This is a genomic window from Elizabethkingia sp. YR214, from assembly GCF_003058195.1.
Taxonomy (GTDB): Bacteria; Bacteroidota; Bacteroidia; order Flavobacteriales; family Weeksellaceae; genus Elizabethkingia.
In genome coordinates, this window is record NZ_QBUH01000001.1 from 545,357 (window position 1) to 566,508 (window position 21,152).

Consider the following 21,152-nt stretch of genomic DNA (forward strand, 5'->3'; position numbering starts at 1 on the left):
AGGCTGGCGGTTTTTTTTGTATCACATTACGGCATTAAAATATATGATAAATAATAGCTTTATGCATATGATCAGTATTTCACCTATTAGTGATGGTCTTTTATGACTAAGATCGCTCCATGTTATTTATATTTATAATAAATAAAAGAAATTTGATAGAAAAATAAAATTTATTTAGAATTGTTAAAGATAATATATTTGCAAAAAATTTGTTTACATGAAAAAAGCACTATTATGTGCCTCTCTATTAGGTTCCGTATTGGTTTTTGCACAGGAAAAAGACTCACTTAAGTCAAAAAGTATTAATGAAGTTATTATCAACACCTATATTAAGAAGGATAGTAACTATTCTAATAAAATGCCTTTGAAAGGAATTGAAAATCCACAAGTCTATTCTTCTATTGATAAAACTATCTTAGAAAACCAAGGAGTATATACTGTCGATGATGCTTTCAAAAATATCACAGGCTTACAACCTATGTGGGGAGCAAACGGAAGAGCAGGAGATGGAGGTGCCTATGTAAACTTAAGAGGATTTGTTGCGGCAAACTCCTTAAGAAATGGTGTGTTAGGAGCTGTAACAGGAACTATTGATGCTATTAATCTGGAAAAAGTAGAAGTACTGAAGGGACCTTCAGGAACCTTGTTCGGAAGCTTGCTAACAAGTTATGGTGGTGTGATTAACAGGGTAACGAAAAAGCCCAATGAGGTCTTTGGAGGCTTCGTTAATTTATCAGGAGGTAGCTATGATACTTATAGAGCCGCAGTAGATATAAATACACCTCTTACAAAAGATAAAAAATTATTATTCAGGCTGAATTCTGCTTATACTCATGAAGGTACTTTTCAGACAGAAGGTTATAAAAAGAATCTGGCAATTGCACCCAGTATTACTTATAACCCAACAGATAGATTAAATATCAACTTTGATATGGAATTATTCGACATGAAAAGTATGGGAGATCAAACCTTTTTTATGTACTCAGGTAATTACCTTAAGAAAGTTAATAATATTAGAGACCTGAATTTAGATTATAAAAACTCCTATTTAGGTAAGGGCTTAACAAATACAGGAAGAAGTATTAATTTTTTTGGACAGGTAAACTACAAAATATCGAATACAATCACGTCTTCTACTAATTTTAGTACATCCTCTAGTTATTCTGATGGGTTTATGCCTTACTTATATTTCTCGGGTGATGATCCGTCCAGTATGTACAGAAGTGATCAGTCAACCAGAGATAGCAGAAAAAGGTCACTCAATTTTCAACAAAATTTCAATGGAGATTTCCGTATCGGAGGTTTGAGAAACCGTGTTGTTTTAGGTTTCGACTATTTAAGAGTAAACAATAATCAGAACTTTTATGATGTTAATGGTTTTGACAGAGCTCCTGATGGTACTTCGATTCCGGTACCATTACACCAGCCTGGTTTTGATTATACCAACTTTAATGGTCCGGCATTACAGGCAAAATATAATGCAATGGCAGGTAACGAGACTCCGTATTTAGTAAAAGGAATACAGGATAATTATGCAGTGTATCTTTCAAACGTTTTAAATGTAACAGATAACCTGAATGTTCTTATGGCACTAAGAGTAGATAATTTTATTAATAAACCGGGAGTTACAGGAGCAGCAGATTCAGAAGCAAACAAAAAGTTAAATCAAACATTTTTTTCTCCAAAGCTTGGAATCGTTTATGAAGTCGTAAAAGATAAGGTTTCATTTTTTGGAAACTATCAGAATAGCTTTAAAAATCTTAATTACTATACAGATGCTACTGGTACAGCAAAGACTCCTGTACCGGAGCAGGCTAACCAGATGGAAGGAGGAATCAAAACAAGCCTGCTTAATGGTAAGATATCCTCTACACTAAGTTATTACAATATAAAAGTAAAAGATGTTCTTAGGAGTATGCCTAGTCCGGGAAATCCTAATGCACAGATACAGGACGGAACTATTGTAAGTAAAGGTATGGAACTGGAGGTCAATGCATATTTAGTAAAAGGTTTTACTGCTGTTGTTGGCTTTAGCTATAATGATTCAAAGTATACAAAAGCAGATAAATCTGTTTTGGACAGAAGGCCCAATACATCAGGTTCTCCTTATTTAGGCAATTTTTATACAAGCTATCAATTCTTGGATGGGAAGTTAAAAGGTTTAGGCTTTGGTATTGGTGGTAATTATGCAAGTGAGAATAAAATATATAATGCTGAAGATGGTGTTTTCTCCTTACCATCCTACTTTGTACTAAATGCCAATGTATACTATGATGCTAAGAAATTTAGAATTGGAGTTAAGGTTGATAATCTAACGAATCAGCATTACTGGATTGGCTACACCACAGCAAATCCTCAGAGATTATTAAATGCGGTTGGAAGCATTTCGTATAAATTCTAGATCAAAAAAAAATAATAAACACACTATAAAAAACAATGAAGATGCTAACACTTGGCTAAGTTATAGATTTGGAAATGGATTTTTGAAAAGATTTGGTCTTTCAGCAGACTATCAATACCAAGGAGGAAGACAATCCTGGTTTGAGTCTAATACACAATACGATCAGAGATTATCAGACTATTTTGATACTAACTTCGGAATCTCTTATGTGGCCAAAAAATTTGATGCTAACTTATTGCTGAACAATACGCTCAACAGAAAACTTTATAGTGGATACAGAGGAGGACAAGGAGAATATGCATGGACCTATAATGCTCCAAGAAACTTTAGAGATTATCAATAGGATATAAATTTTAAATAATGAAGAGATTAACCGGTGAAACTCCGCCGGTTAACTTTTTTTAGAATGAAGAAGAAACATCATCATAAAAAGAAGCCTGGATTTTTTAAAACATGGTCTGCCAAATTACATCTTTGGCTGGGGCTATCCGTTGGGTTTATTGTTTTCATAGTGTCCTTATCAGGGACTTTATTTGTTTTTAAAGACGAGGTACAGAACGTTCTCCGAAAAGAGGCTATTTATGTAAAACCACAGACTGTAAAGGCACAGGCTTTACCCATAGAGGTACTCCGTAAAAAGGTAATGACTCATGTTCCGGAGAAATATCCCGTGAGCGCTGTAGAAATCCCGTTAGATAAAAATAAATCCTATATGTTTTCTTACTATGAGAAGAGTAAGAAAGGATGGAATTACTTCGGTCAGGTAAAGGTCAATAAACTGATTTATGTGAATCAGTACACAGGGGATATACAAGCAGTATATAATGAGAAGTATGATTTTTTCATGCTAATGAAATATCTTCACTGGAGTCTTTTACTGAATTCTGAATGGGGAGCATATGTTATCGGAATTCCTGTTGTACTTTTTATTTTTATGCTGATTACCGGAATTGTATTATGGTGGCCCAAGAATAAAAAAGCAAGAAAAGGACGATTTAGCTTCGACTGGAAGAATGTGAAAACCTGGAAACGTAAAAACTATGATCTTCACAATATTTTAGGCTTCTATGCTTCATTTATTGGTTTAATAATGGCTGTTACCGGAATCTATTTCACTTACCCATATGTGAAGAATGTATTCAATTATACTTTGTCTGGATCCGCAGAGCTAAAAAAGGAGAAAGATATTAAATCACCAGATTCACTTACTATAAAGAACAGTTCTGTGTATGATCTTACAGCGCAGCAGACAAGGTTGCATTATCCCGGATCATCGAGTTTCAGAATTCCCTTAAGCGGAAAGAATAAGAAAGGAAAAGAACTGAAAAATATCCCCGTAACGGTCTATCAGAAGGAGGGTAGGTACAGTGATAGACATCAGATTATTTTTGATAAATATTCAGGGAAAATCCTTCTGAACAAATCTCATGAAAGCTTAAATGCAGCAGAGAAATATTCTAATGCCAATTATGATATTCATACCGGATCCTATTTTGGACTGTTTGGAAAGATCATCTGGTTTATTACAGGGCTTATATGCACATCTTTACCTGTAACAGGATTTTTGGTATGGTGGGGAAAACAGAAGAAAAAGAAAATATAAGCACACATTAAAAATGAATAAGGTCATACTAACCGCAGCATGCCTGGCTGCAATCAATATATTTGGGCAAAAAAATGACAGTCTAAATACCAAAAGTGTAGACGAGGTTATACTTACAGCTTCAAGAAAAAAAGAGAATATAAAGGAAGTACCAAGTTCCGTTACTATTGTAGGAGAAAAGCAGGTACAATCTCAGCTAACTGTAAACTCTGATATTACAAGTATCTTACAATATACGGTTCCCAGCTTAGGGCCTAGTGCCGGACAAACCTCCAATACAGGGCAAACCCTTAGAGGGCGCCAAGTGCTGGTTCTGATAGATGGTGTACCACAATCGACACCTTTGAGAAATGGAGGAAGAGATATCAGGGTAATAGATCCCTCTTCAATAGAGCGTATAGAAGTTATTAAAGGGGCATCCGCCATCTACGGAAACGGAGCAGACGGAGGTATCATTAACTATATCACGAGAAGAGGCAAATCGGACAAGAAAATATCTGGAATTTCTCAGGTTGGTTTTACAGGTCAGCCTTATGGCGGAACGCTTGGAGTAAGAGCAAGCCAGCTGCTTTCAGGTAAACTATCGGATAAATTCGATTATGTTGCCTCATTAGCCTATGAAAGAACGGGATATATGAAAGATGCTAATGGTGTAAATCTTAGCCCTTCTTATAGCACAGCAAAAATGGATAACTACAATGGGATGCTGAAGCTAGGTTATAATATTAATGAAAATCAGCGAATAGAAGCCTCTTATATTGGTTATGCCTCAAAATCCGATTTGAATTTGGGATTAAAAACCGGTAAATATGGTATTACTCCAACCATAGGAGAGGGTAAAGGTCTTGGATTGGAGACAACTCCACAAGGGACACCAAGAAATCACAACTATAAATTGAGTTACGATAACAGAAACCTCTTCAATGGTACTTCCCTGAATGTAAATCTTTATTATCAAGATTTCAGAACTGTTTACGGGTATAGTGATACTTTTCTGAATGGTGGACAATCCAATGTAATTTCAAAGAAAAAAGGTGCAAGAATAAATCTGGATACACAGTTATGGAATGCAGCAAATTCTCAGGCTGAAATTATCTATGGAGTAGATATTCTAAATGATCAGACGGTTCAGAAGCTAGAAGACGGACGCTATTGGACTCCGGATATGGATATGACAAACGTAGCCCCCTTTGCATTAATAAAAATAGATTTATTAAAAAAGCTGACGATAAAAGGAGGACTACGCTATGAAAATATGAAAGTAAAAGTAGGGGACTTTAATACCTTGTCTACACTTAAAAACGATGGTACCTTTACCAATAGTATATTTGTAAAAGGTGGAAATCTGGAATATAATGCACTTGTTGGGAATATAGGTGTACGTTATAATGTTCAGCCGTATATCAATTTATTTGGTAGCTTCTCACAGGCTTATTCTATAAATGAATTGGGCAGGATATTAAGAACATCCACAGCCAGTACAATTGCCAATCTTGAAACCAAACCAATTATTGTAAACAACTACGAGTTTGGTGCAACAGGACAACTTGCTAAGTGGATTAACTATGAAATTACATCTTATGTAAGTACTTCCAAACTGGGTGCAACATTTGTACAAAGTCCGGACAGGTCTCTTACCATACTCAGAGCACCGGAAGTAGTATATGGAGTAGAAGGATTCCTTCACTTTACACCAGCCCGATGGATCAACTTCGGAACCAGCTATAGCTGGATGGAAGGTATTACTTCTCTGAAAGATGATGGTGATTATTCTGCAAAGATTAATAACAGCAGAATCTCCGCACCCAAAGTTTTAGCTTATGTACAGGTTAGACCGATTCAGGCACTTTCTGTAGGGTTAGATATGATGCACTCATTTAAACAGGATCGTTTCCAACCAAACCCTAAAACAGGTCAATTTACATACGGCGAAGGTTTTGTTCCGGAATATACCATCTTCAATTTAAAGTCAAGTTATGAGGTAAATAAGAACTGGAAACTGTCATTAGGTATTGAGAATCTTTTTGATAAACTTTACCAGCCGGCGGTTGCTTGGTGGAATGCACGGGACAATGAATTTGTCAATTCTATGGGGATGAGAGGTACTTTTATGATTGAATATAAATTTTAATTAATCTAAATAAAAAAAGAAGCTTATCTTTGGGCGAATTTATTTTCACTGACAGGATATGAAAAAACATCATCATAAAAAGAAGCCGGGATTCTTCAAAAAATGGTCCGGAAAGCTGCACCTTTGGTTTGGTCTTTCTATTGGCTTTCTCATATTTATTATTTCTATAACCGGGGCTTTATATGTCTTCAAAGATGAGGTTGAAAACTATACCCGAAAAGATGTAATCTACCACAACGAACAGAATATTGAAAATAAGCAGATCCTTCCGATAAAGGTTATGGAAAAGCTGGTGGTAGAGCAGGTGAAAGAAAAGTATCCCGTTCACTGGGTAAATATCCCGATAGATAAGAAGCAATCTTACATGTTTTTCTGGTACGAGCACAATCCGAAGGCATGGAACTATTTTGATGAATTTCCTGTTTACAAGCAAGCTTATGTAAATCCATATACCGGTAAAGTTTTGAGGGTATATGATGAGAAAAACGGGTTTTTCAATATTGTAAAGATGATCCACTGGAGTTTCCTGCTAAAACAGGAATGGGGTTCTTATGTGGTAGGTATTCCCGTGATTATTTTTATGGTTATGCTAATTACAGGAATTGTCCTTTGGTGGCCTAAAAATAAAGCAGCAAGAAAACAACGGTTTTCCTTTAAATGGAAAAACATTAAAAGCTGGAAAAGGAAAAACTATGACCTTCATAATGTTCTGGGTTTCTATGCCTCTATATTTGCTCTGATCTTCTCCATTACAGGTTTGTTTTATGCGTTTTTCGTTGTTCAGGCAATGATCTATGTTGTTTTCTCCGGAGGAAATACAAAATATCCGGATTTTACACATATTAAAACCAAAGCTCCTGTTGAAATGAGAACAGACAGAACACTGGATAAGATCATTAATACTGTTAAAGAAAAGTACCCTGAGTCTTATGGTTTTGCATTAGATCTTGGACACGAGCACATGGACGATCATGAACATGCCAACTTTGAAGTTTATGTAAAGCATTTATCCTATTCTTATCATAAAAACAGCAGTCTTATTTTCGATGAAAATTCAGGTGAGTTACTTCATACACATGATCCTAAAGACAAAAACTTTGGAGAGAAGGTTGTGGGAGCTAATTATGATATCCATGTAGGAGCTATTCTAGGGTTGCCTACTAAGATTATAGCCTTTATTGTGAGTTTAATCTGTGCATCATTACCCGTAACCGGATTTATGATCTGGTGGGGCAGAAGAAAGAAAAAGAAAGCCTAAATTTTCAAAAGATTATAATAATTGACGAAGCCGGGACCTAAGTTCCGGCTTCTGTATTTCAGTATAGGATCATTGTTTACTGAATGTATATGCTTGTTTTGAATCAGTTTACTACTCAATTAAGTAGCCTGAATATAAACTATTTGTCTTCTTGAATTTTCATATATCAAAGTTATTTAAATTTAGTCTAAATAAAATATGATTAATTTCATGTCTTAATTTAGAATAAATAAATATAATTTTGCACAAAAGAAGATTATGAAAAAAGCTGTCTTGTTTTTCTGTCTTTCAGCTTCTACGGCTGTGGGTGCTCAACAACAATCTGAGAAAGAAAAAGAGATTGAAGAAGTTGTGGTATCCGGAAATACTTTCGAGCAGAAGGTAAAGGAAGTTCCTATTCCCATAAAGGTTATAGATAAAAAACAGATTCAGCAGTCAGGAAGTGTACGATTAAGTGATATTCTTGCGGAGCAAACAGGTCTTATTATTACTCCAAACCATGGTACAAGTCTGCAAATGCAGGGGATGACCGGTGAATATACGCTAATACTGATAAATGGAGAGCCTTTGGTCGGAAGAACTGCGGGAACACTGGATCTTTCCAGAATTACTGTAAATAATATTAAGAGAATAGAAATTATAAAGGGACCAAGTTCTTCACTCTATGGATCGGATGCTTTAGCTGGAGTGGTTAATATCATCACCGAGACAGCAACCAAAGATTCAGGAAGCTTAAGCTTGCGATACGGAACCAATACCAATATAGATTTTGGTGGAGACATCAACATCCGAAGAGATAAATTTTCAGTAAACCTATCTGCCAATCGTTATAGCTCCGAAGGCTACAGCCTGAACCCCGGAGCAGACAGCTATGGGAAAACAGTGAATCCATTTGAAAACTTCACTTATTCCACTAATATCAACTTTACACCTAATAGTAAATGGAAATTTGGGTTGTATGCAAGATATTATTATGACGATCAGGATGGGAAAATGCTTAGCCAGGGGCAAAAAGTTGATGGTTACTCTAAAAACAAAGACTACAACATTGCCCCACAGGCTACATGGACACCAAACGATAAAGTGACTTCCAGGTTAAGGCTTTATATGTCGGCATCGAACAATGATTCTCAGTATAAGTTTGTAGATGGCGGACAGGTGATGGATGAAACCTACTTTAGAGAGCGTTATGCTAAAGCTGAAAACTTTACAGACATCAAGTGGAGCAAAAAATGGCAGACAACTTTAGGTGCAGGTATTATCTATCAGGATATTGAGGCCAACAGATATAATGAGAGGAAATCCTCTAATCAGTTTTATGGTCTAGGGCAGATTGCGTATACACCCATGCAGGGTTGGAATATTCAAGCCGGATTCCGATATGATAACAACAGTGTATTCGGATCTCAGTTTAGTCCAAAGCTGGCAACAGATATACAGGTCTTTAAATTTCTAAGTATTCAGGCTTCTGCAGGACGCGGATTTAAAGCTCCGGACTTCAGACAGCTCTATCTTAACTTCACCAATAATTTAGTAGGTTATTCTGTATTAGGAACACAAGAAGTTGGTGTAGAGCTGGCCAAAATGATAGCTCAGGGAATTGTAAAACAGGAAAATGTCCTTATAGATCCTTCAAAAATTAGTGAGCTAAAACCTGAAAGTTCATGGGCCTATAATTTAGGAGCAACATTAAAACCGGCTAAAGGAGTAGTTGCCAAAGTGAATATATTCCGTAATGATATTGACAATCTTATTCAGACAGTTCCTATTGCCAGAAAAGAAAACGGACAGAGTGTTTTCTCTTATCAGAATTTTAACAAAGTCTTTACTCAGGGAATAGAAACAGAGTTGTCTGTAAGTTTCCTGAACAATTTTACGTTTGCAGGAGGCTATCAATACCTTGAGGCAAAAGATAAAGATGTATTAGACCGTATAAAAGCCGGACAATTAGGTGGGAATAATGACAGAGGAAACTATATCATATTAGGCCCCGGAGATTACTATGGCATTCCGGGAAGAAGTAAACACACTTTTAATGCTAAGCTATTTTATGAGGACAAAAATGGCTGGTTCTTCAATGTAAGAGGAATTTATAGAGGCGAATATGGTTTTGCAGATACAGATGGGAATGGAATTATTAATAATAAATCCGAAATGGCACCAGGTTATTTCTTACTCAACGCCTCGCTAGGAAAGAAGATTTTCAAAAACTATCATATCAGCATAGGTTCTGATAATATCACGAATTTCAAAAATATACAATTTAACCCAGAGTTTGCCGGAAGATTACTATGGGTGAGCTTTAAGATAACTTATTAATATATTATATATGAAAAAATTACTTTTTACAACAGCAATCGGATTACTATCACTGGCATCATGTTCCAGTAATGACAGAGGCTCTGAACCAGCACCAGTAAACCCATCAGCAACCGTTAAGACACAAGATGTGAAAGACGTTGATGGTGCTACAGTTGCAACAGATAAATTTACATTATACAGCCTTCGTGAAAATAAAGTTATTGCTTCTACAGAACAGGAAACAGATAAGTGGGATATAGGTTTTAATAAAACAAAAATTATTATTAACGGGGGAACCGCAAGAAAAGGAAAAGGAGCTGCAACAATTGTGAAAGGAACTTCTTTTGATGCTATAAAAACAGCACCGGAAGATGCTGCCTTTAAAACAGACAGCGGTAATAGCGGGGATGGATTGGCAATTACAACCGGAACAGGGAAAGGATGGTATTCTTATGATCCTGTAAAACATCTTATTACCCCAATAGCAGGGAACATTATTGTTATTAAAACAGGAGATGGTAAGTATGCCAAAATTCAGATAACAAATTATTATAAAGGAGCTCCAGCTACAATTTCAGATCAAGCTGCCTTAAATGACTCTGGATATTACAACTTTAAATTTGCTTTACAAACAGACGGAAGCAAAACTTTCAGCAAATAATAAATACACCATAAATTAAATAGTTTGTTTTTTTACTTTACTTTTGGCCAGCCGGATTCCGGTTGGCTTTTTTTGATAAAGCAATTGATAAAAACTAATAGATAATAATCTGAGAAATAACTAACTTCGTATAAGATTATGAAAAAAGTCTTTTTCCTTATTCTTAGTTTACTATTAGTTTCCTGTCAGGGGCAGGAGAAGAGGAAGAGCACAGTTAAGCAAAATAAAATGGAGAATAAATTAGCGTATGCAACCATTGGAGGTGGTTGCTTTTGGTGTGTTGAATCATGCTTTAATATGTTAAAAGGGGTAGATTCTGTTGTTTCAGGTTATTCCGGAGGACATAAAGCGAATCCTACCTATGAAGAAGTTTGTACCGGAGATACAGGACATGCTGAGGTTGTACAGATAGCCTACGATCCTGCAGTAATCAGTTACAAGCAACTGATGGAGGTATTCTTATTTCTTCACGATCCTACACAGCTAAACAGACAAGGGAATGATATAGGAACACAGTACAGATCTGTTGTATTCTATAACAGTGAAGAACAGAAAAAAGAAACTGAGGAAGCTTTAGAAGAATCTGAGGCTAAACAACAATGGAACGGTAAATATGTAACGCAGATTGTTCCGTTTGAAAAATTCTGGCCGGCAGAAGCTTACCATCAGGGCTATTATAAAGAGAATCCAAATCAGCCTTACTGTAGTGCTGTTGTAGGTCCTAAAATTCAGAAGTTCAAAAAATATTTTGGGGAAAAGGGTTGGTTGAAATCCGAAGAAAACTAAGTATTTATTAACAATAAAAAAAAACAGTAAGAAACAAAATGCTTCTTACTGTTTTTTTATGTCTATAGAGAGATTAAAATCTTCACTTTTTTAGATGCAAAACTATAAAGAATGCTTTCTTAGCATTTCGGTATGTGGAATGTTATCTTCAAGATAACTTTCTCCCACAGGTTCGAAGCCAAGACTTCCGTAGAATTTTAATAGATAATTTTGTGCACTGATTCTGATATCAGGATTAGCGTATCTGTTTTTAATGGTTTCCAGAGTCAGATTTAGCATCGGTCTTCCTAGCTTATAACTACGATATTCCGGATGAGTAACAACTCTGCCGATACTGCTTTCAGGATATTTTATTCCCTGATCGAACATTCTGCAATAAGCAACAACTTTACCTCCCATTTCTGCCCACAAATGCAGTGCTTTCTGATCTGCATTATCTACATCCTGATACGGGCAATTCTGTTCCACAACAAAAACTTCCGCTCTCAGCAGAAGGACTTGATATAGTTCGGTTGTTGTAAGCTCTTCAAAAGCTTTTACTTTCCATACAGGTGTTTCCATTAAAACTTCACTTTATTTTTTTCTAAAATAATATTAGTTTCTCCAATGAAATCAAGAATAGCATCTCCACCTTCTTTTTTCTCAGCAGAAGTGATATAAGATTGTGGCAGCTCTTCCCAGAATTGCAAAAGCTCATCATGATATGCTTTTACATGGTTTTCAATCGCTTTAGGCTTTAGTTTGTCTGCCTTTGTAAATATGATAGAAAACGGAATTCCGGATTCACCACACCATTGCATAAATTCGATGTCAATTTTCTGTGGAGCATGACGGATGTCTACCAACACAAATAGATTCACCAAATTATTTCGGTTTAGGATATAATTGGTGATTAGCTTTTCAAAACTTTTACGAAGAGTCTTCGATACTTTTGCATATCCATAACCAGGTAAATCGGTAAGATACCAAGTCTCATTTACCAGAAAATGATTGATAAGCTGTGTTTTTCCGGGAGTCTGTGAGGTTTTAGCAAGGTCCTTTCTGTCCATCATCGCATTGATGAGAGAAGATTTTCCCACATTGGATCTTCCGATAAAAGCGTATTCCGGAAGATTAGCTTCAGGACATTCCTGCCATTTGCTGCTACTTTTTACAAACTCAACTGATTTTATCAGCATTTATATTTTATCTTTTAACCAGTTATACAATATATCACTAAACTCTTTTGGCTTTTCCATCATGGCAGCATGGCCACATTCTTCAATCCAGAAAAGATCAGAGTTTGGTATTTCTTTATGCATTTCTTCTGCTACTTCAGGTGGAGTAACATTGTCCTGCTTACCCCAGATAATACATGTTGGACATTTAATATCCGGAAGATCATTCTGCATATTGTGTTTGATGGCACTTCTGGCAAGCATAACTGTTTTTATGCCTTTCATTCTGTCATTCACCACTGCAAAAACTTCGTCTACAAGTTCATCTGTTGCTACTTCAGGGTTGAAGAATACTTCTTCTGTTTTTCTTTTGATATAAGCTTTATCGCTTTTTCTTGGAAAAGAATCACCAAAAGTACGCTCATATAATCCTGAACTCCCTGTAAGAACAAGATGTTTAACAAGATCTGGTCTTGCTAGTGCTGTTATAAGTCCTACATGTCCGCCCATAGAATTCCCCACAAGAGTTACCGGGGCTTTAATATGTTCTTCTATAAAACGGATTACATATTTAGATATACTTGTAAGATTAGTATTTAAAACAGGCAAATCATAAATAGGAAGTTGTGGTACGAATACTTTAAATCCTTTTTCCGAGAAGTATGCTGACATTTCATCGAAATTACTCAAACCACCCATTAATCCGTGCAATAGCACCATAGGATGTCCTTCTCCTGCTTCCATATAGGTGAATTTCTTCTCTTTTTTTGTTTTAAAAATCATAATTATATGTTGCCTAAACCCTGCAAAAATACGAAAAAATCAAGTCTTGATTAGAGGTAAAGTTGATTAATATGTCAGAAATTACAAAATTTTAATATCAATCAGATCTCTTTTTAAGAAAAAAAATAAAAATATATGATAAACAGTTATAAACCAAAATATTAGAAAACACAGGAGATTCGTTAAAATTTTGAAAATCAAAAGTTATCCACAATAAACAAAATAGTGGTACGAAGTGGTAAAAAGTGGAAATATTTGTATAAATTTGTCCCAAATGAATAATTTCATCGGGACATATGAGTGTAAAATTGACGATAAAGGCCGCTTGAAAGTACCTGCGTCGCTGGTGAAGCAAATGGAGAATTTTGCTGACCAGCCGTTTGTTGTTAAGCGATCTGTTTTTCAGTCATGTCTTGAAGTGTATCCGATGAGTGGTTGGGAAAAATTAATGCACAAAATTAATGGTCTTAACCGATTTGTAAAGAAAAACGCAGATTTTATCAGAATGTTTACGGCTGGTGTAAAAACAGTGGAGGTGGATAATGCAGGCAGGTTGCAGATTTCTAAAGACTTGGTACAATATTCAGGTCTTAAGAAAGATGTTGTGGTTACGAGTGCCGGAGAGCTTTTCGAGATTTGGGACAAAGAAACGTATGAGCAGGTAATTTCAACAAATGATGTTGATTTTGCTGCATTAGCGGAAGAAGTAATGGGATCAATAAATCCAGAAGATGTATCATAACCCAGTATTATTAGATGAAAGTGTCAGTGGCCTTATTACTAATCCGGACGGAATCTATGTAGATTGTACTTTTGGAGGAGGAGGTCATTCAAGGGAGATTCTTTCCAGACTTTCCGACAAAGGACGTTTGTTTTCCTTTGATCAGGATCTGGATGCTCTTGAGAATAAAATAAATGATGAAAGATTTACACTGGTAAATCAAAATTTTCGTTTCCTCGAGAATAGTTTGTTAATGTATGGTGTAAGCCAGGTTGACGGTGTTTTAGCGGATCTAGGTGTTTCTTCTCATCAGTTTGATGAGGCGGACAGAGGATTCTCTATACGGACAGACGGACCTTTGGATATGAGAATGAATACCATGCAAGGGCTAGACGCCAAGAAAGTGGTGAACGAATATGAAGAGGAGCAGTTGGCGGATATTTTTTATCTCTACGGAGAATTGCGTGACGCCAGAAAACTTGCAAGAGAACTGGTGGCGGCTCGTAAAAAAGGAGAGATTAAAACAACGGAAGATCTGAAGAAAGTCTTCTTTTATATCCCGACACATAAGAGCAATAAATTTTTTGCTCAAATTTTTCAGGCTATAAGAATAGAAGTGAATCAGGAGCTGGAGGTGCTGAAAGAGATGTTGGAGCAATCTTACAGGGTTTTGAAGCCAGAAGGCAGACTTTCGGTAATATCTTATCATTCACTGGAAGACAGACTTGTAAAACGTTTTCTGAAAAATGGAATGTTTGAAGGGGAGCCTGAAAGAGATATTTACGGAAATTATAAAAAATCTTTCGAACTTCTGAAGAATAAAGCAATTGTTCCGACAGAAGAAGAGGTTGAAGAAAACTCTCGTGCGAGAAGTGCAAAACTGAGAATAGGAGCTAAGGTTTAAGATAAAAAAACACAAAATTAATGGCTAAAAAAGCTTCAACGCCTAAGCAAAGGAAACGATTAACCTTCATAGATGTTGTGAAGGGGAATTTTCTTAATAGGGATGAAGTAAAAGAACATTATAAATATTTTACACTGGTTTTTATACTGATGATGGTAATGATTTATTCTAACCACTTGGTAAGCCAGAAAATAGAAATTGTTAACGGCCTTAAAGAACAAAGTGAAGAATACAAATCCAGGAATGCTTATGCGCAGAGCAGACTAATCCATATCAAAATGGAATCTGAGCTTAGCAAAGAAATGGGAAAGGATTCATTAATGACGTTGGAGAGTCATCCGACTAAACTTTTAATAAAAATGGATTCAATTGATGGTAAGAAAAGGAAGTGAATACAATGAAAAAAGAAGCAAGATGCTTTTTTGGGGATATGCCTTTGTTGGTGTAGCCTTATTGACTTTTGTTGTATTTGTTGCCCGGATTATCATTCTTCAGAATACAAATGTTGAAGAGTATAAAGACAACATTATTAATAAGAATTACCGGGAAACAACACTAAAGGCGGCTCGGGGAAATCTTTTTGCCTCGGATGGTTCTATTCTGGCGACAACAGTAATGCGCTATGATATTTATCTTGACTTCAAAACCATGCGGGATACCATTTATAAAAATAACGCAGGTAAATTGTCGGATTCTTTGGGCGCCATGTTTGGTAAGCCCGCTTCTTATTTTAGGCAAAGACTGGATCAGCAGAAAAAATCCGAAAATCAGTATTATCCTTTGGCAAAAGGGCTTGATTTCGATCAATATGACAGAATTCGCAAGTTTCCGATCTTTAATAAGGGAAAAAATAAAGGAGGATTTATTGTAGACCGCGAATACCGCAGAGAGATTGCTACAGCTCAAATTGGATCTGGGACTATAGGAATGGATCGCGACGGAGCAAAATCAGGATTTGAAGGAGCTTTTAGCAAATTCCTTACAGGTACAGACGGAACACGTTTAGAACAAAGAATTAATTCCACCCAGTGGAAGCCAATTGACTTCTGGAAGGTAAAAGAGCCTGTAAACGGAATGGATGTTTATACAACATTAGATCTTCGGGTACAGGATATTGCACATTCGGCATTAGAAAAACAATTGGTAGAATTTGATGCGGATCATGGTAGTGTTATTGTAATGGAGACTGAAACAGGTAAGGTGAGAGCGATGGTAAACCTTCGCAGAACAGAACCTGGTATGTATGTAGATGCCTATAATTATGCAATAAAAGATGCTACAGAGCCTGGATCTATTTGGAAGACAGTGACATTACTGGCGGCAATGGATGATGGATTTGTAGATGAGAATACAAAAATAAATATTGGAGGTATAGAGTGGACTTATGCCGGGCAAAGGATTACAGATAGCCATTCTGGTGGTGTTTATGATATCAGTGATATTATGGCGCAGTCTAGTAATATCGGAGCAGCAAAAGTGATTACTTCTCATTATGCAGATAATCCTCAGATTTTATTTGATCATCTTAAAAAATGGAAGCTGTACGAAAAAATGAATATTGAGCTTCCAGGTGTAACAAGACCTCGGGTTCTTACACCTGCTAACAAAAGATGGTCAAAAGGAGCTTTGGCTTCTATTGCCTTCGGATATGGTGTTAATGTAAACCAGTTACAGCTTACAACTTTTTATAATGGTGTTGCCAATAAAGGAAAGATGGTAAAACCTTTATTCATTGATAAGATCATGAAAGAAGGTAAAGTTGTTTATGAGGCTAAACCAGAAATAATGGTTCAGAAAATGGCTTCTGATAAGGCGATAGAAATGATGACACATTCTTTGACAAAAGCTGTAGAAAAAGGTACTGCAAAAAGTATCTATACGCCGAATTTAAAGATTGCCGGAAAAACAGGTACTGCTCGTTTTGAATACTGGAAGCCGGGACCAATGAAGTATATAGCATCATTTGCCGGATATTTCCCTGCAGATAATCCTAAATATACATGTATTGTGGTGATTAATCAACCGGACAACTCAAAAGGCTTTTATGGAGCCAGAGTGGCAGCTCCTGCTTTTAAAGAAATTGCAGGAAAAATATTCCTTAAAACACCTCTGAATGTGAACAAGGAAATGTTGGTGAACAAGAAGGTGGATATGAGCAAAATGATTGAGCCAACACGAAAAGTAAGTGTAGATAGTAACAAGATGCCAAATTTGGTAGGATTGATGGGTCGGAATGTAATCCCGCAATTGGAAAATTTAGGTTATCGTGTTGAATATAAAGGTGCTGGAAAAGTATTAGAACAATTTCCGGCAGAAGGAACAAAGATTAACGGGAATCAGAAAATTTATTTAAGTCTTCAGAATTAATGTTATTAGAAAAAGTATTACATAGAATATCCGTTTTAAATTCTCAGGGAGAACTTTCCCGCGAGGTTTCAAAGATTGTTTTCGATTCAAGAAAAGCAATAGATAGTGCTATGTATGTAGCAATGAAGGGGGTAGTAGTGGACGGACACCAGTTTATAAATGCTGCAATAGAGAAAGGAGCTAACGTTATTGTTTGTGAAGAAATTCCTTCTGATAAGAAAGAAAATGTAACCTATATTCAGGTTAAGGATACAGCCGTTGCTTTAGGGCATTTGGCAAGCAATTTTTATGGTAATCCATCGGAGAAATTAAACCTTATTGGAGTTACCGGAACCAATGGAAAGACTTCTGTAACAACATTGTTATTCGATGTGTTTACTCAGCTAGGGCACAAATGTGCGCTGATATCGACTGTTGAGAACCGTATTGGAGAAAAGATTATCCCGTCTACTCATACGACACCAGATGTGATAACGCTGAACGAACTTTTGTCAGAAGCTGTATATGAAGATTGTGAATATGCTTTTATGGAAGTAAGTTCACATGGTATTCACCAGCACAGAACAGAAGGACTGCATTTTAAAATTGCAGGATTTACCAATATTAGTCATGATCATTTAGATTACCACAAGACTTTTCTGGAATATCTGAATGTGAAGAAATCATATTTCGATAACCTTCCGGATACAGCTATTGCTATTACCAATATAGACGATAAGAATGGGATGGTAATGTTACAGAATACTAAAGCAAAGAAGAAAACTTATGCTTTGAAAACAATTGCAGATTACCACGGGAAAATTCTCGAATCCGACTTTAACGGAATGTTGTTGAACTTCAACGGTAAAGAGTTCTGGACAAGTCTTACAGGAAGGTTTAATGTATATAACCTTTTATTGGTATTCGGAATTGCTGTTGAATTGGGTATTGAAGAAGATGAAGTACTAAGAGTAGTAAGTTTACTGAAAAGAGTAAAGGGGCGCTTTGAAACCCTGAAATCCAGAACAGGAATCTTCTTTGTAGTAGATTATGCACATACTCCGGATGCACTTGAAAATGTTTTGAATACCATTAACGATATCAGAACTAAAAATGAAAGACTGATTTGCGTTTTTGGTTGTGGTGGAGACAGAGATCATTCCAAAAGACCAGAAATGGGTGATATAGCATCAAAAAATGCAACATTGGCTATTATTACATCAGATAATCCGAGAACAGAAGATCCGTTAGCTATTATCAAAGAAATAGAAGCCGGAGTTCAGCCACAGAACTATAGCAAATATCTTTCGGTTCCGGATAGAAAAGAAGCGATTAAAATGTCCATAAAATTTGCTGAAGGCGGAGATATTGTGCTGGTAGCAGGAAAAGGACATGAAGATTATCAAGAGATTAATGGTATAAAACATCATTTTGACGATAAAGAGACGATACAGGAATTACTAACCATAATGGGAAAATAGAAAACCTATGTTATACTATCTATACGAATACTTAACCGCACACGGAATTCACATTCCAGGTATGAATTTGCTGAAGTATATTTCCTTCAGAGCAGGGTTATCTATTTTAATGTCCCTGGCGATAGCTATGATCTACGGAAAAAGAATCATTAACTTTTTACGCAGAAAGCAAATGGGGGAATTGGTAAGAGACTTAGGACTGGAAGGGCAGAAACAGAAAGAAGGAACCCCTACTATGGGAGGACTCATTATAATTCTGGCCACTATTGTTCCTGTATTATTGTTTACACGTGTATGGAATGTGTACATTGTTTTGCTTATTGTTTCTATGGTTTGGATGGGAGCAATTGGTTTCCTGGATGATTATTTGAAAAAAGTAAAGAAAAATAAAGATGGACTTCGAGGTATTTTCAAAGTAATAGGACAGGTAGGACTTGGCCTTATTGTAGGAGTTACCATGTATTTCCACTCAGATATTACTGTTCAGCGTAAATATGCCAATGCATCACCGGAGAACAGACAAAATATCGAAAAGAACTTTGCGCCACCAGAAAAGGCAGTTGTATCTACAGTACCATTTGCAAAAAATAATGAGTTTGATTACAGCAAAATTTTATTCTGGATGGACGATGCTCAGGCACAGGAATGGGCATGGATTATTTTCATTCCGGTGGTTATCTTTATTGTAACAGCAGTATCTAATGGAGCCAACATTACGGATGGTATAGACGGGCTTGCTGCTGGAACCAGTGCTATAATATTAGCTACACTGGCATTCTTTGCCTACTTGTCGGGGAATATTATTTTCGCCGATTATCTCAATATTATGTTCCTTCCAAATATGGGAGAAACAACCATATTTGCGATTGCAATGGTAGGAGCCGTTATTGGTTTCTACTGGTATAATACATATCCGGCTCAGGTTTTTATGGGAGATACGGGAAGTCTTATGTTGGGTGGCGTAATTGCAGTACTGGCTATTATTCTAAGAAAAGAATTATTAATCCCTGTGCTTTGCGGAGTGTTCTTAATAGAACTTGTGTCTGTAATGCTTCAGGTAGCTTATTTTAAATATACGAAGAAGAAATTTGGAGAAGGAAAAAGAATTTTCCTGATGTCTCCATTACATCACCATTATCAAAAAAAATCTTATCACGAATCTAAAATTGTGAACAGATTTATGATTATAGGAATTATGCTGGCGGTTATTTGTCTAATTACACTAAAAGTAAGATAAAATGGAAAAGCATGCAGAGATCCAGAGCGGAAGGATGAAAGTTGTTATCCTGGGTGGCGGTGAAAGCGGCGTTGGTGCTGCCTTTCTGGCTAAGAAAAAGGGCCTGGATGTTTTTTTATCAGATCAAGGATCTATAAGAGATAATTATAAGAAGATACTTCTCGATAATGCAATAGATTTCGAGGAGGGAAGTCATGATGAAGATCGGATATTACAGGCAGACTGGATTATTAAAAGTCCGGGAATACCTAAGAAAGCAGAAATCGTAGGTAGAATTCATCAGAAAGGTATTAGGCTTTCTTCAGAGTTGGAGTTTGCTTATCACTTCACCGATGCTAAAATAATTGCAGTTACCGGAAGTAATGGTAAAACTACTACTACCTCACTAATCTATCATATCCTGAAAAATGATGGATATAATGTAGGACTAGGCGGAAATATTGGAAAAAGCTTTGCTTATCAGGTAGCAACTGAGGATTTTGACTATTATGTACTTGAAGTAAGTAGCTTCCAGTTAGATGATATTCAGAATTTCAGACCATATATTAGTTTACTTCTGAACCTGTCTCAGGATCATTTAGACCAGTATAACTACAATTATGAAGAATATGCTTTAGCAAAATTCAGAATTGCAGAAAATCAGGAAAATGACAACTATTTCATCTACAATAAAGATGATGAAATGAGCCAGAAAATTCTTCAGTCTCTGGAGATTAATGCGACAATGATTCCTTTCTCTATGAAAGAGAAACTAAGTGAAGGTGGTTATTCTGTTGATAATGAATTAGTAGTTAAACTTCAGGACGACTTCAGAATGAAAATTTCTGATCTTTCGCTTGTAGGAAATCATAATGTTGCCAATAGTTTAGCGGCAAGTATAGCAGGTAAACTGCTAAATATTAGTAATGAAAGTATCCGCAATAGTCTGATGACATTTCAGGCTGTTCCACACAGGTTGGAGCAGGTTGCTGTTATTAATGATGTGAAATACATCAATGACAGTAAAGCAACCAATGTAAATGCTGCATATTATGCACTGGAAAGCGTGAAATACCCTGCAATATGGATTGTAGGCGGAATAGATAAAGGAAATGATTATACAGAAATTGAAGATCTGGTAAAGAAGAAAGTTCGTGCTATTGTATGCCTGGGACTTGATAATGAAAAGATCATTCAATTCTTCAGAAACAAAAAAGATTTGATTTTTGAGACCTCTAGCATGGAAGAATGCGTAAAGCTTTGCAAAAGCATTGCCGAACCGGGAGATACTGTATTACTGGCACCATGTTGTTCTAGCTTCGATTTATTCAAGAGCTACGAAGATCGCGGGGATCAGTTCAAAAAGTATGTATTAGAAGGAGAAGAAGTAAAAGAAGATTAAG

Annotated in this window: 18 protein-coding genes; 15 read left to right on the forward strand and 3 right to left on the reverse strand. The window is 36.2% G+C overall.

All coding sequences use genetic code 11. From position 1 onward, the window contains the following. Nucleotides 1-217: 217 nt before the first annotated feature. The 8 genes from C8J95_RS02460 to msrA all read left to right on the forward strand — a co-directional run bounded on the left by C8J95_RS02460 (nt 218) and on the right by msrA (nt 11,141). A complete protein-coding gene (locus C8J95_RS02460) occupies nt 218-2,401 on the forward strand; it encodes a TonB-dependent siderophore receptor (protein ID WP_107807469.1) in 2,184 nt (727 codons plus the stop codon). 82 nt (nt 2,402-2,483) lie between these two features. Next, on the forward strand, nt 2,484-2,744 hold the full coding sequence (locus tag C8J95_RS02465; protein ID WP_255412703.1) for a hypothetical protein: 261 nt from the start codon (nt 2,484-2,486) through the stop codon (nt 2,742-2,744). 63 nt (nt 2,745-2,807) lie between these two features. Continuing rightward, entirely contained in the window at nt 2,808-4,004 is a 1,197-nt protein-coding gene (locus C8J95_RS02470; RefSeq protein WP_107807470.1) for a PepSY domain-containing protein, read from the forward strand. 13 nt (nt 4,005-4,017) lie between these two features. Beyond that, nucleotides 4,018-6,135 carry a TonB-dependent receptor gene (locus tag C8J95_RS02475; RefSeq protein ID WP_107807471.1) on the forward strand — a complete coding sequence of 706 codons (2,118 nt, stop codon included), beginning with the start codon at nt 4,018-4,020 and terminating at the stop codon, nt 6,133-6,135. 58 nt (nt 6,136-6,193) lie between these two features. Then, a complete protein-coding gene (locus tag C8J95_RS02480; RefSeq protein WP_078702264.1) occupies nt 6,194-7,393 on the forward strand; it encodes a PepSY domain-containing protein in 1,200 nt (399 codons plus the stop codon). A gap of 258 nt (nt 7,394-7,651) precedes the next feature. Further along, a complete protein-coding gene (locus C8J95_RS02485; protein ID WP_107807472.1) occupies nt 7,652-9,712 on the forward strand; it encodes a TonB-dependent siderophore receptor in 2,061 nt (686 codons plus the stop codon). 10 nt (nt 9,713-9,722) lie between these two features. Beyond that, the gene (locus tag C8J95_RS02490) at nt 9,723-10,355 is read left to right on the forward strand and encodes an HmuY family protein (RefSeq protein ID WP_107807473.1); all 633 of its coding nucleotides are present in this window, start codon (nt 9,723-9,725) and stop codon (nt 10,353-10,355) included. A 138-nt stretch (nt 10,356-10,493) separates the two neighbouring features. Next, nucleotides 10,494-11,141 (forward strand): peptide-methionine (S)-S-oxide reductase MsrA, encoded by a 648-nt coding sequence (gene msrA / locus C8J95_RS02495; protein WP_107807474.1) that lies wholly within the window; start codon nt 10,494-10,496, stop codon nt 11,139-11,141. A 102-nt stretch (nt 11,142-11,243) separates the two neighbouring features. Here msrA and C8J95_RS02500 read toward each other — a convergent pair whose 3' ends face one another. Genes C8J95_RS02500 through C8J95_RS02510 form a run of 3 tightly spaced genes read right to left on the reverse strand, consistent with a single transcriptional unit; the run spans nt 11,244 to nt 13,081 of the window. Next, nucleotides 11,244-11,702, reverse strand: a complete 459-nt coding sequence (locus C8J95_RS02500; protein ID WP_107807475.1) for a GNAT family N-acetyltransferase — start codon at nt 11,700-11,702, stop codon at nt 11,244-11,246. Next, nucleotides 11,702-12,319 (reverse strand): ribosome biogenesis GTP-binding protein YihA/YsxC, encoded by a 618-nt coding sequence (yihA, locus tag C8J95_RS02505; protein ID WP_009090260.1) that lies wholly within the window; start codon nt 12,317-12,319, stop codon nt 11,702-11,704. The genes C8J95_RS02500 and yihA overlap by 1 nt, the downstream gene beginning before the upstream one ends. Next, nucleotides 12,320-13,081, reverse strand: a complete 762-nt coding sequence (locus C8J95_RS02510) for an alpha/beta fold hydrolase (protein ID WP_107807476.1) — start codon at nt 13,079-13,081, stop codon at nt 12,320-12,322. Between the two features lie 274 nt (nt 13,082-13,355). Between C8J95_RS02510 and mraZ the strand changes: the two genes are divergently transcribed. From mraZ to murD, 7 genes are read left to right on the forward strand one after another with little or no spacing between them, the layout of a single operon-like run. Next, nucleotides 13,356-13,823 (forward strand): division/cell wall cluster transcriptional repressor MraZ, encoded by a 468-nt coding sequence (gene mraZ / locus C8J95_RS02515; protein ID WP_059322824.1) that lies wholly within the window; start codon nt 13,356-13,358, stop codon nt 13,821-13,823. Beyond that, nucleotides 13,813-14,706: a 16S rRNA (cytosine(1402)-N(4))-methyltransferase RsmH gene (gene rsmH, locus C8J95_RS02520; protein WP_107807477.1), complete on the forward strand. Its 894-nt coding sequence runs from the start codon at nt 13,813-13,815 to the stop codon at nt 14,704-14,706. The genes mraZ and rsmH overlap by 11 nt, the downstream gene beginning before the upstream one ends. A gap of 20 nt (nt 14,707-14,726) precedes the next feature. Next, on the forward strand, nt 14,727-15,098 hold the full coding sequence (locus C8J95_RS02525; RefSeq protein ID WP_059322823.1) for an FtsL-like putative cell division protein: 372 nt from the start codon (nt 14,727-14,729) through the stop codon (nt 15,096-15,098). Then, nucleotides 15,079-17,073 carry a penicillin-binding protein gene (locus C8J95_RS02530; RefSeq protein ID WP_107807478.1) on the forward strand — a complete coding sequence of 665 codons (1,995 nt, stop codon included), beginning with the start codon at nt 15,079-15,081 and terminating at the stop codon, nt 17,071-17,073. The genes C8J95_RS02525 and C8J95_RS02530 overlap by 20 nt, the downstream gene beginning before the upstream one ends. Then, nucleotides 17,073-18,533 (forward strand): UDP-N-acetylmuramoyl-L-alanyl-D-glutamate--2,6-diaminopimelate ligase, encoded by a 1,461-nt coding sequence (locus tag C8J95_RS02535; RefSeq protein ID WP_107807479.1) that lies wholly within the window; start codon nt 17,073-17,075, stop codon nt 18,531-18,533. The genes C8J95_RS02530 and C8J95_RS02535 overlap by 1 nt, the downstream gene beginning before the upstream one ends. Before the next feature lie 7 nt (nt 18,534-18,540). After that, entirely contained in the window at nt 18,541-19,770 is a 1,230-nt protein-coding gene (gene mraY / locus C8J95_RS02540; protein ID WP_107807480.1) for a phospho-N-acetylmuramoyl-pentapeptide-transferase, read from the forward strand. A gap of 34 nt (nt 19,771-19,804) precedes the next feature. After that, nucleotides 19,805-21,151, forward strand: a complete 1,347-nt coding sequence (gene murD, locus C8J95_RS02545; RefSeq protein ID WP_185124587.1) for a UDP-N-acetylmuramoyl-L-alanine--D-glutamate ligase — start codon at nt 19,805-19,807, stop codon at nt 21,149-21,151. Nucleotide 21,152 lies beyond the last annotated feature (1 nt).

Coding starts and splice junctions, on each gene's coding strand:
- C8J95_RS02490 (WP_107807473.1), top strand. CDS start 9,723: ATGAAAAAATTACTTTTTACAACAGCAATCGGATTACTATCACTGGCA.
- yihA (WP_009090260.1), bottom strand. CDS start 12,319: ATGCTGATAAAATCAGTTGAGTTTGTAAAAAGTAGCAGCAAATGGCAG.
- mraY (WP_107807480.1), top strand. CDS start 18,541: ATGTTATACTATCTATACGAATACTTAACCGCACACGGAATTCACATT.
- rsmH (WP_107807477.1), top strand. CDS start 13,813: ATGTATCATAACCCAGTATTATTAGATGAAAGTGTCAGTGGCCTTATT.
- C8J95_RS02530 (WP_107807478.1), top strand. CDS start 15,079: ATGGTAAGAAAAGGAAGTGAATACAATGAAAAAAGAAGCAAGATGCTT.
- C8J95_RS02480 (WP_078702264.1), top strand. CDS start 6,194: ATGAAAAAACATCATCATAAAAAGAAGCCGGGATTCTTCAAAAAATGG.
- C8J95_RS02510 (WP_107807476.1), bottom strand. CDS start 13,081: ATGATTTTTAAAACAAAAAAAGAGAAGAAATTCACCTATATGGAAGCA.
- C8J95_RS02470 (WP_107807470.1), top strand. CDS start 2,808: ATGAAGAAGAAACATCATCATAAAAAGAAGCCTGGATTTTTTAAAACA.
- C8J95_RS02525 (WP_059322823.1), top strand. CDS start 14,727: ATGGCTAAAAAAGCTTCAACGCCTAAGCAAAGGAAACGATTAACCTTC.
- murD (WP_185124587.1), top strand. CDS start 19,805: ATGAAAGTTGTTATCCTGGGTGGCGGTGAAAGCGGCGTTGGTGCTGCC.
- C8J95_RS02535 (WP_107807479.1), top strand. CDS start 17,073: ATGTTATTAGAAAAAGTATTACATAGAATATCCGTTTTAAATTCTCAG.
- C8J95_RS02460 (WP_107807469.1), top strand. CDS start 218: ATGAAAAAAGCACTATTATGTGCCTCTCTATTAGGTTCCGTATTGGTT.
- C8J95_RS02485 (WP_107807472.1), top strand. CDS start 7,652: ATGAAAAAAGCTGTCTTGTTTTTCTGTCTTTCAGCTTCTACGGCTGTG.
- msrA (WP_107807474.1), top strand. CDS start 10,494: ATGAAAAAAGTCTTTTTCCTTATTCTTAGTTTACTATTAGTTTCCTGT.
- C8J95_RS02500 (WP_107807475.1), bottom strand. CDS start 11,702: ATGGAAACACCTGTATGGAAAGTAAAAGCTTTTGAAGAGCTTACAACA.
- mraZ (WP_059322824.1), top strand. CDS start 13,356: ATGAATAATTTCATCGGGACATATGAGTGTAAAATTGACGATAAAGGC.
- C8J95_RS02475 (WP_107807471.1), top strand. CDS start 4,018: ATGAATAAGGTCATACTAACCGCAGCATGCCTGGCTGCAATCAATATA.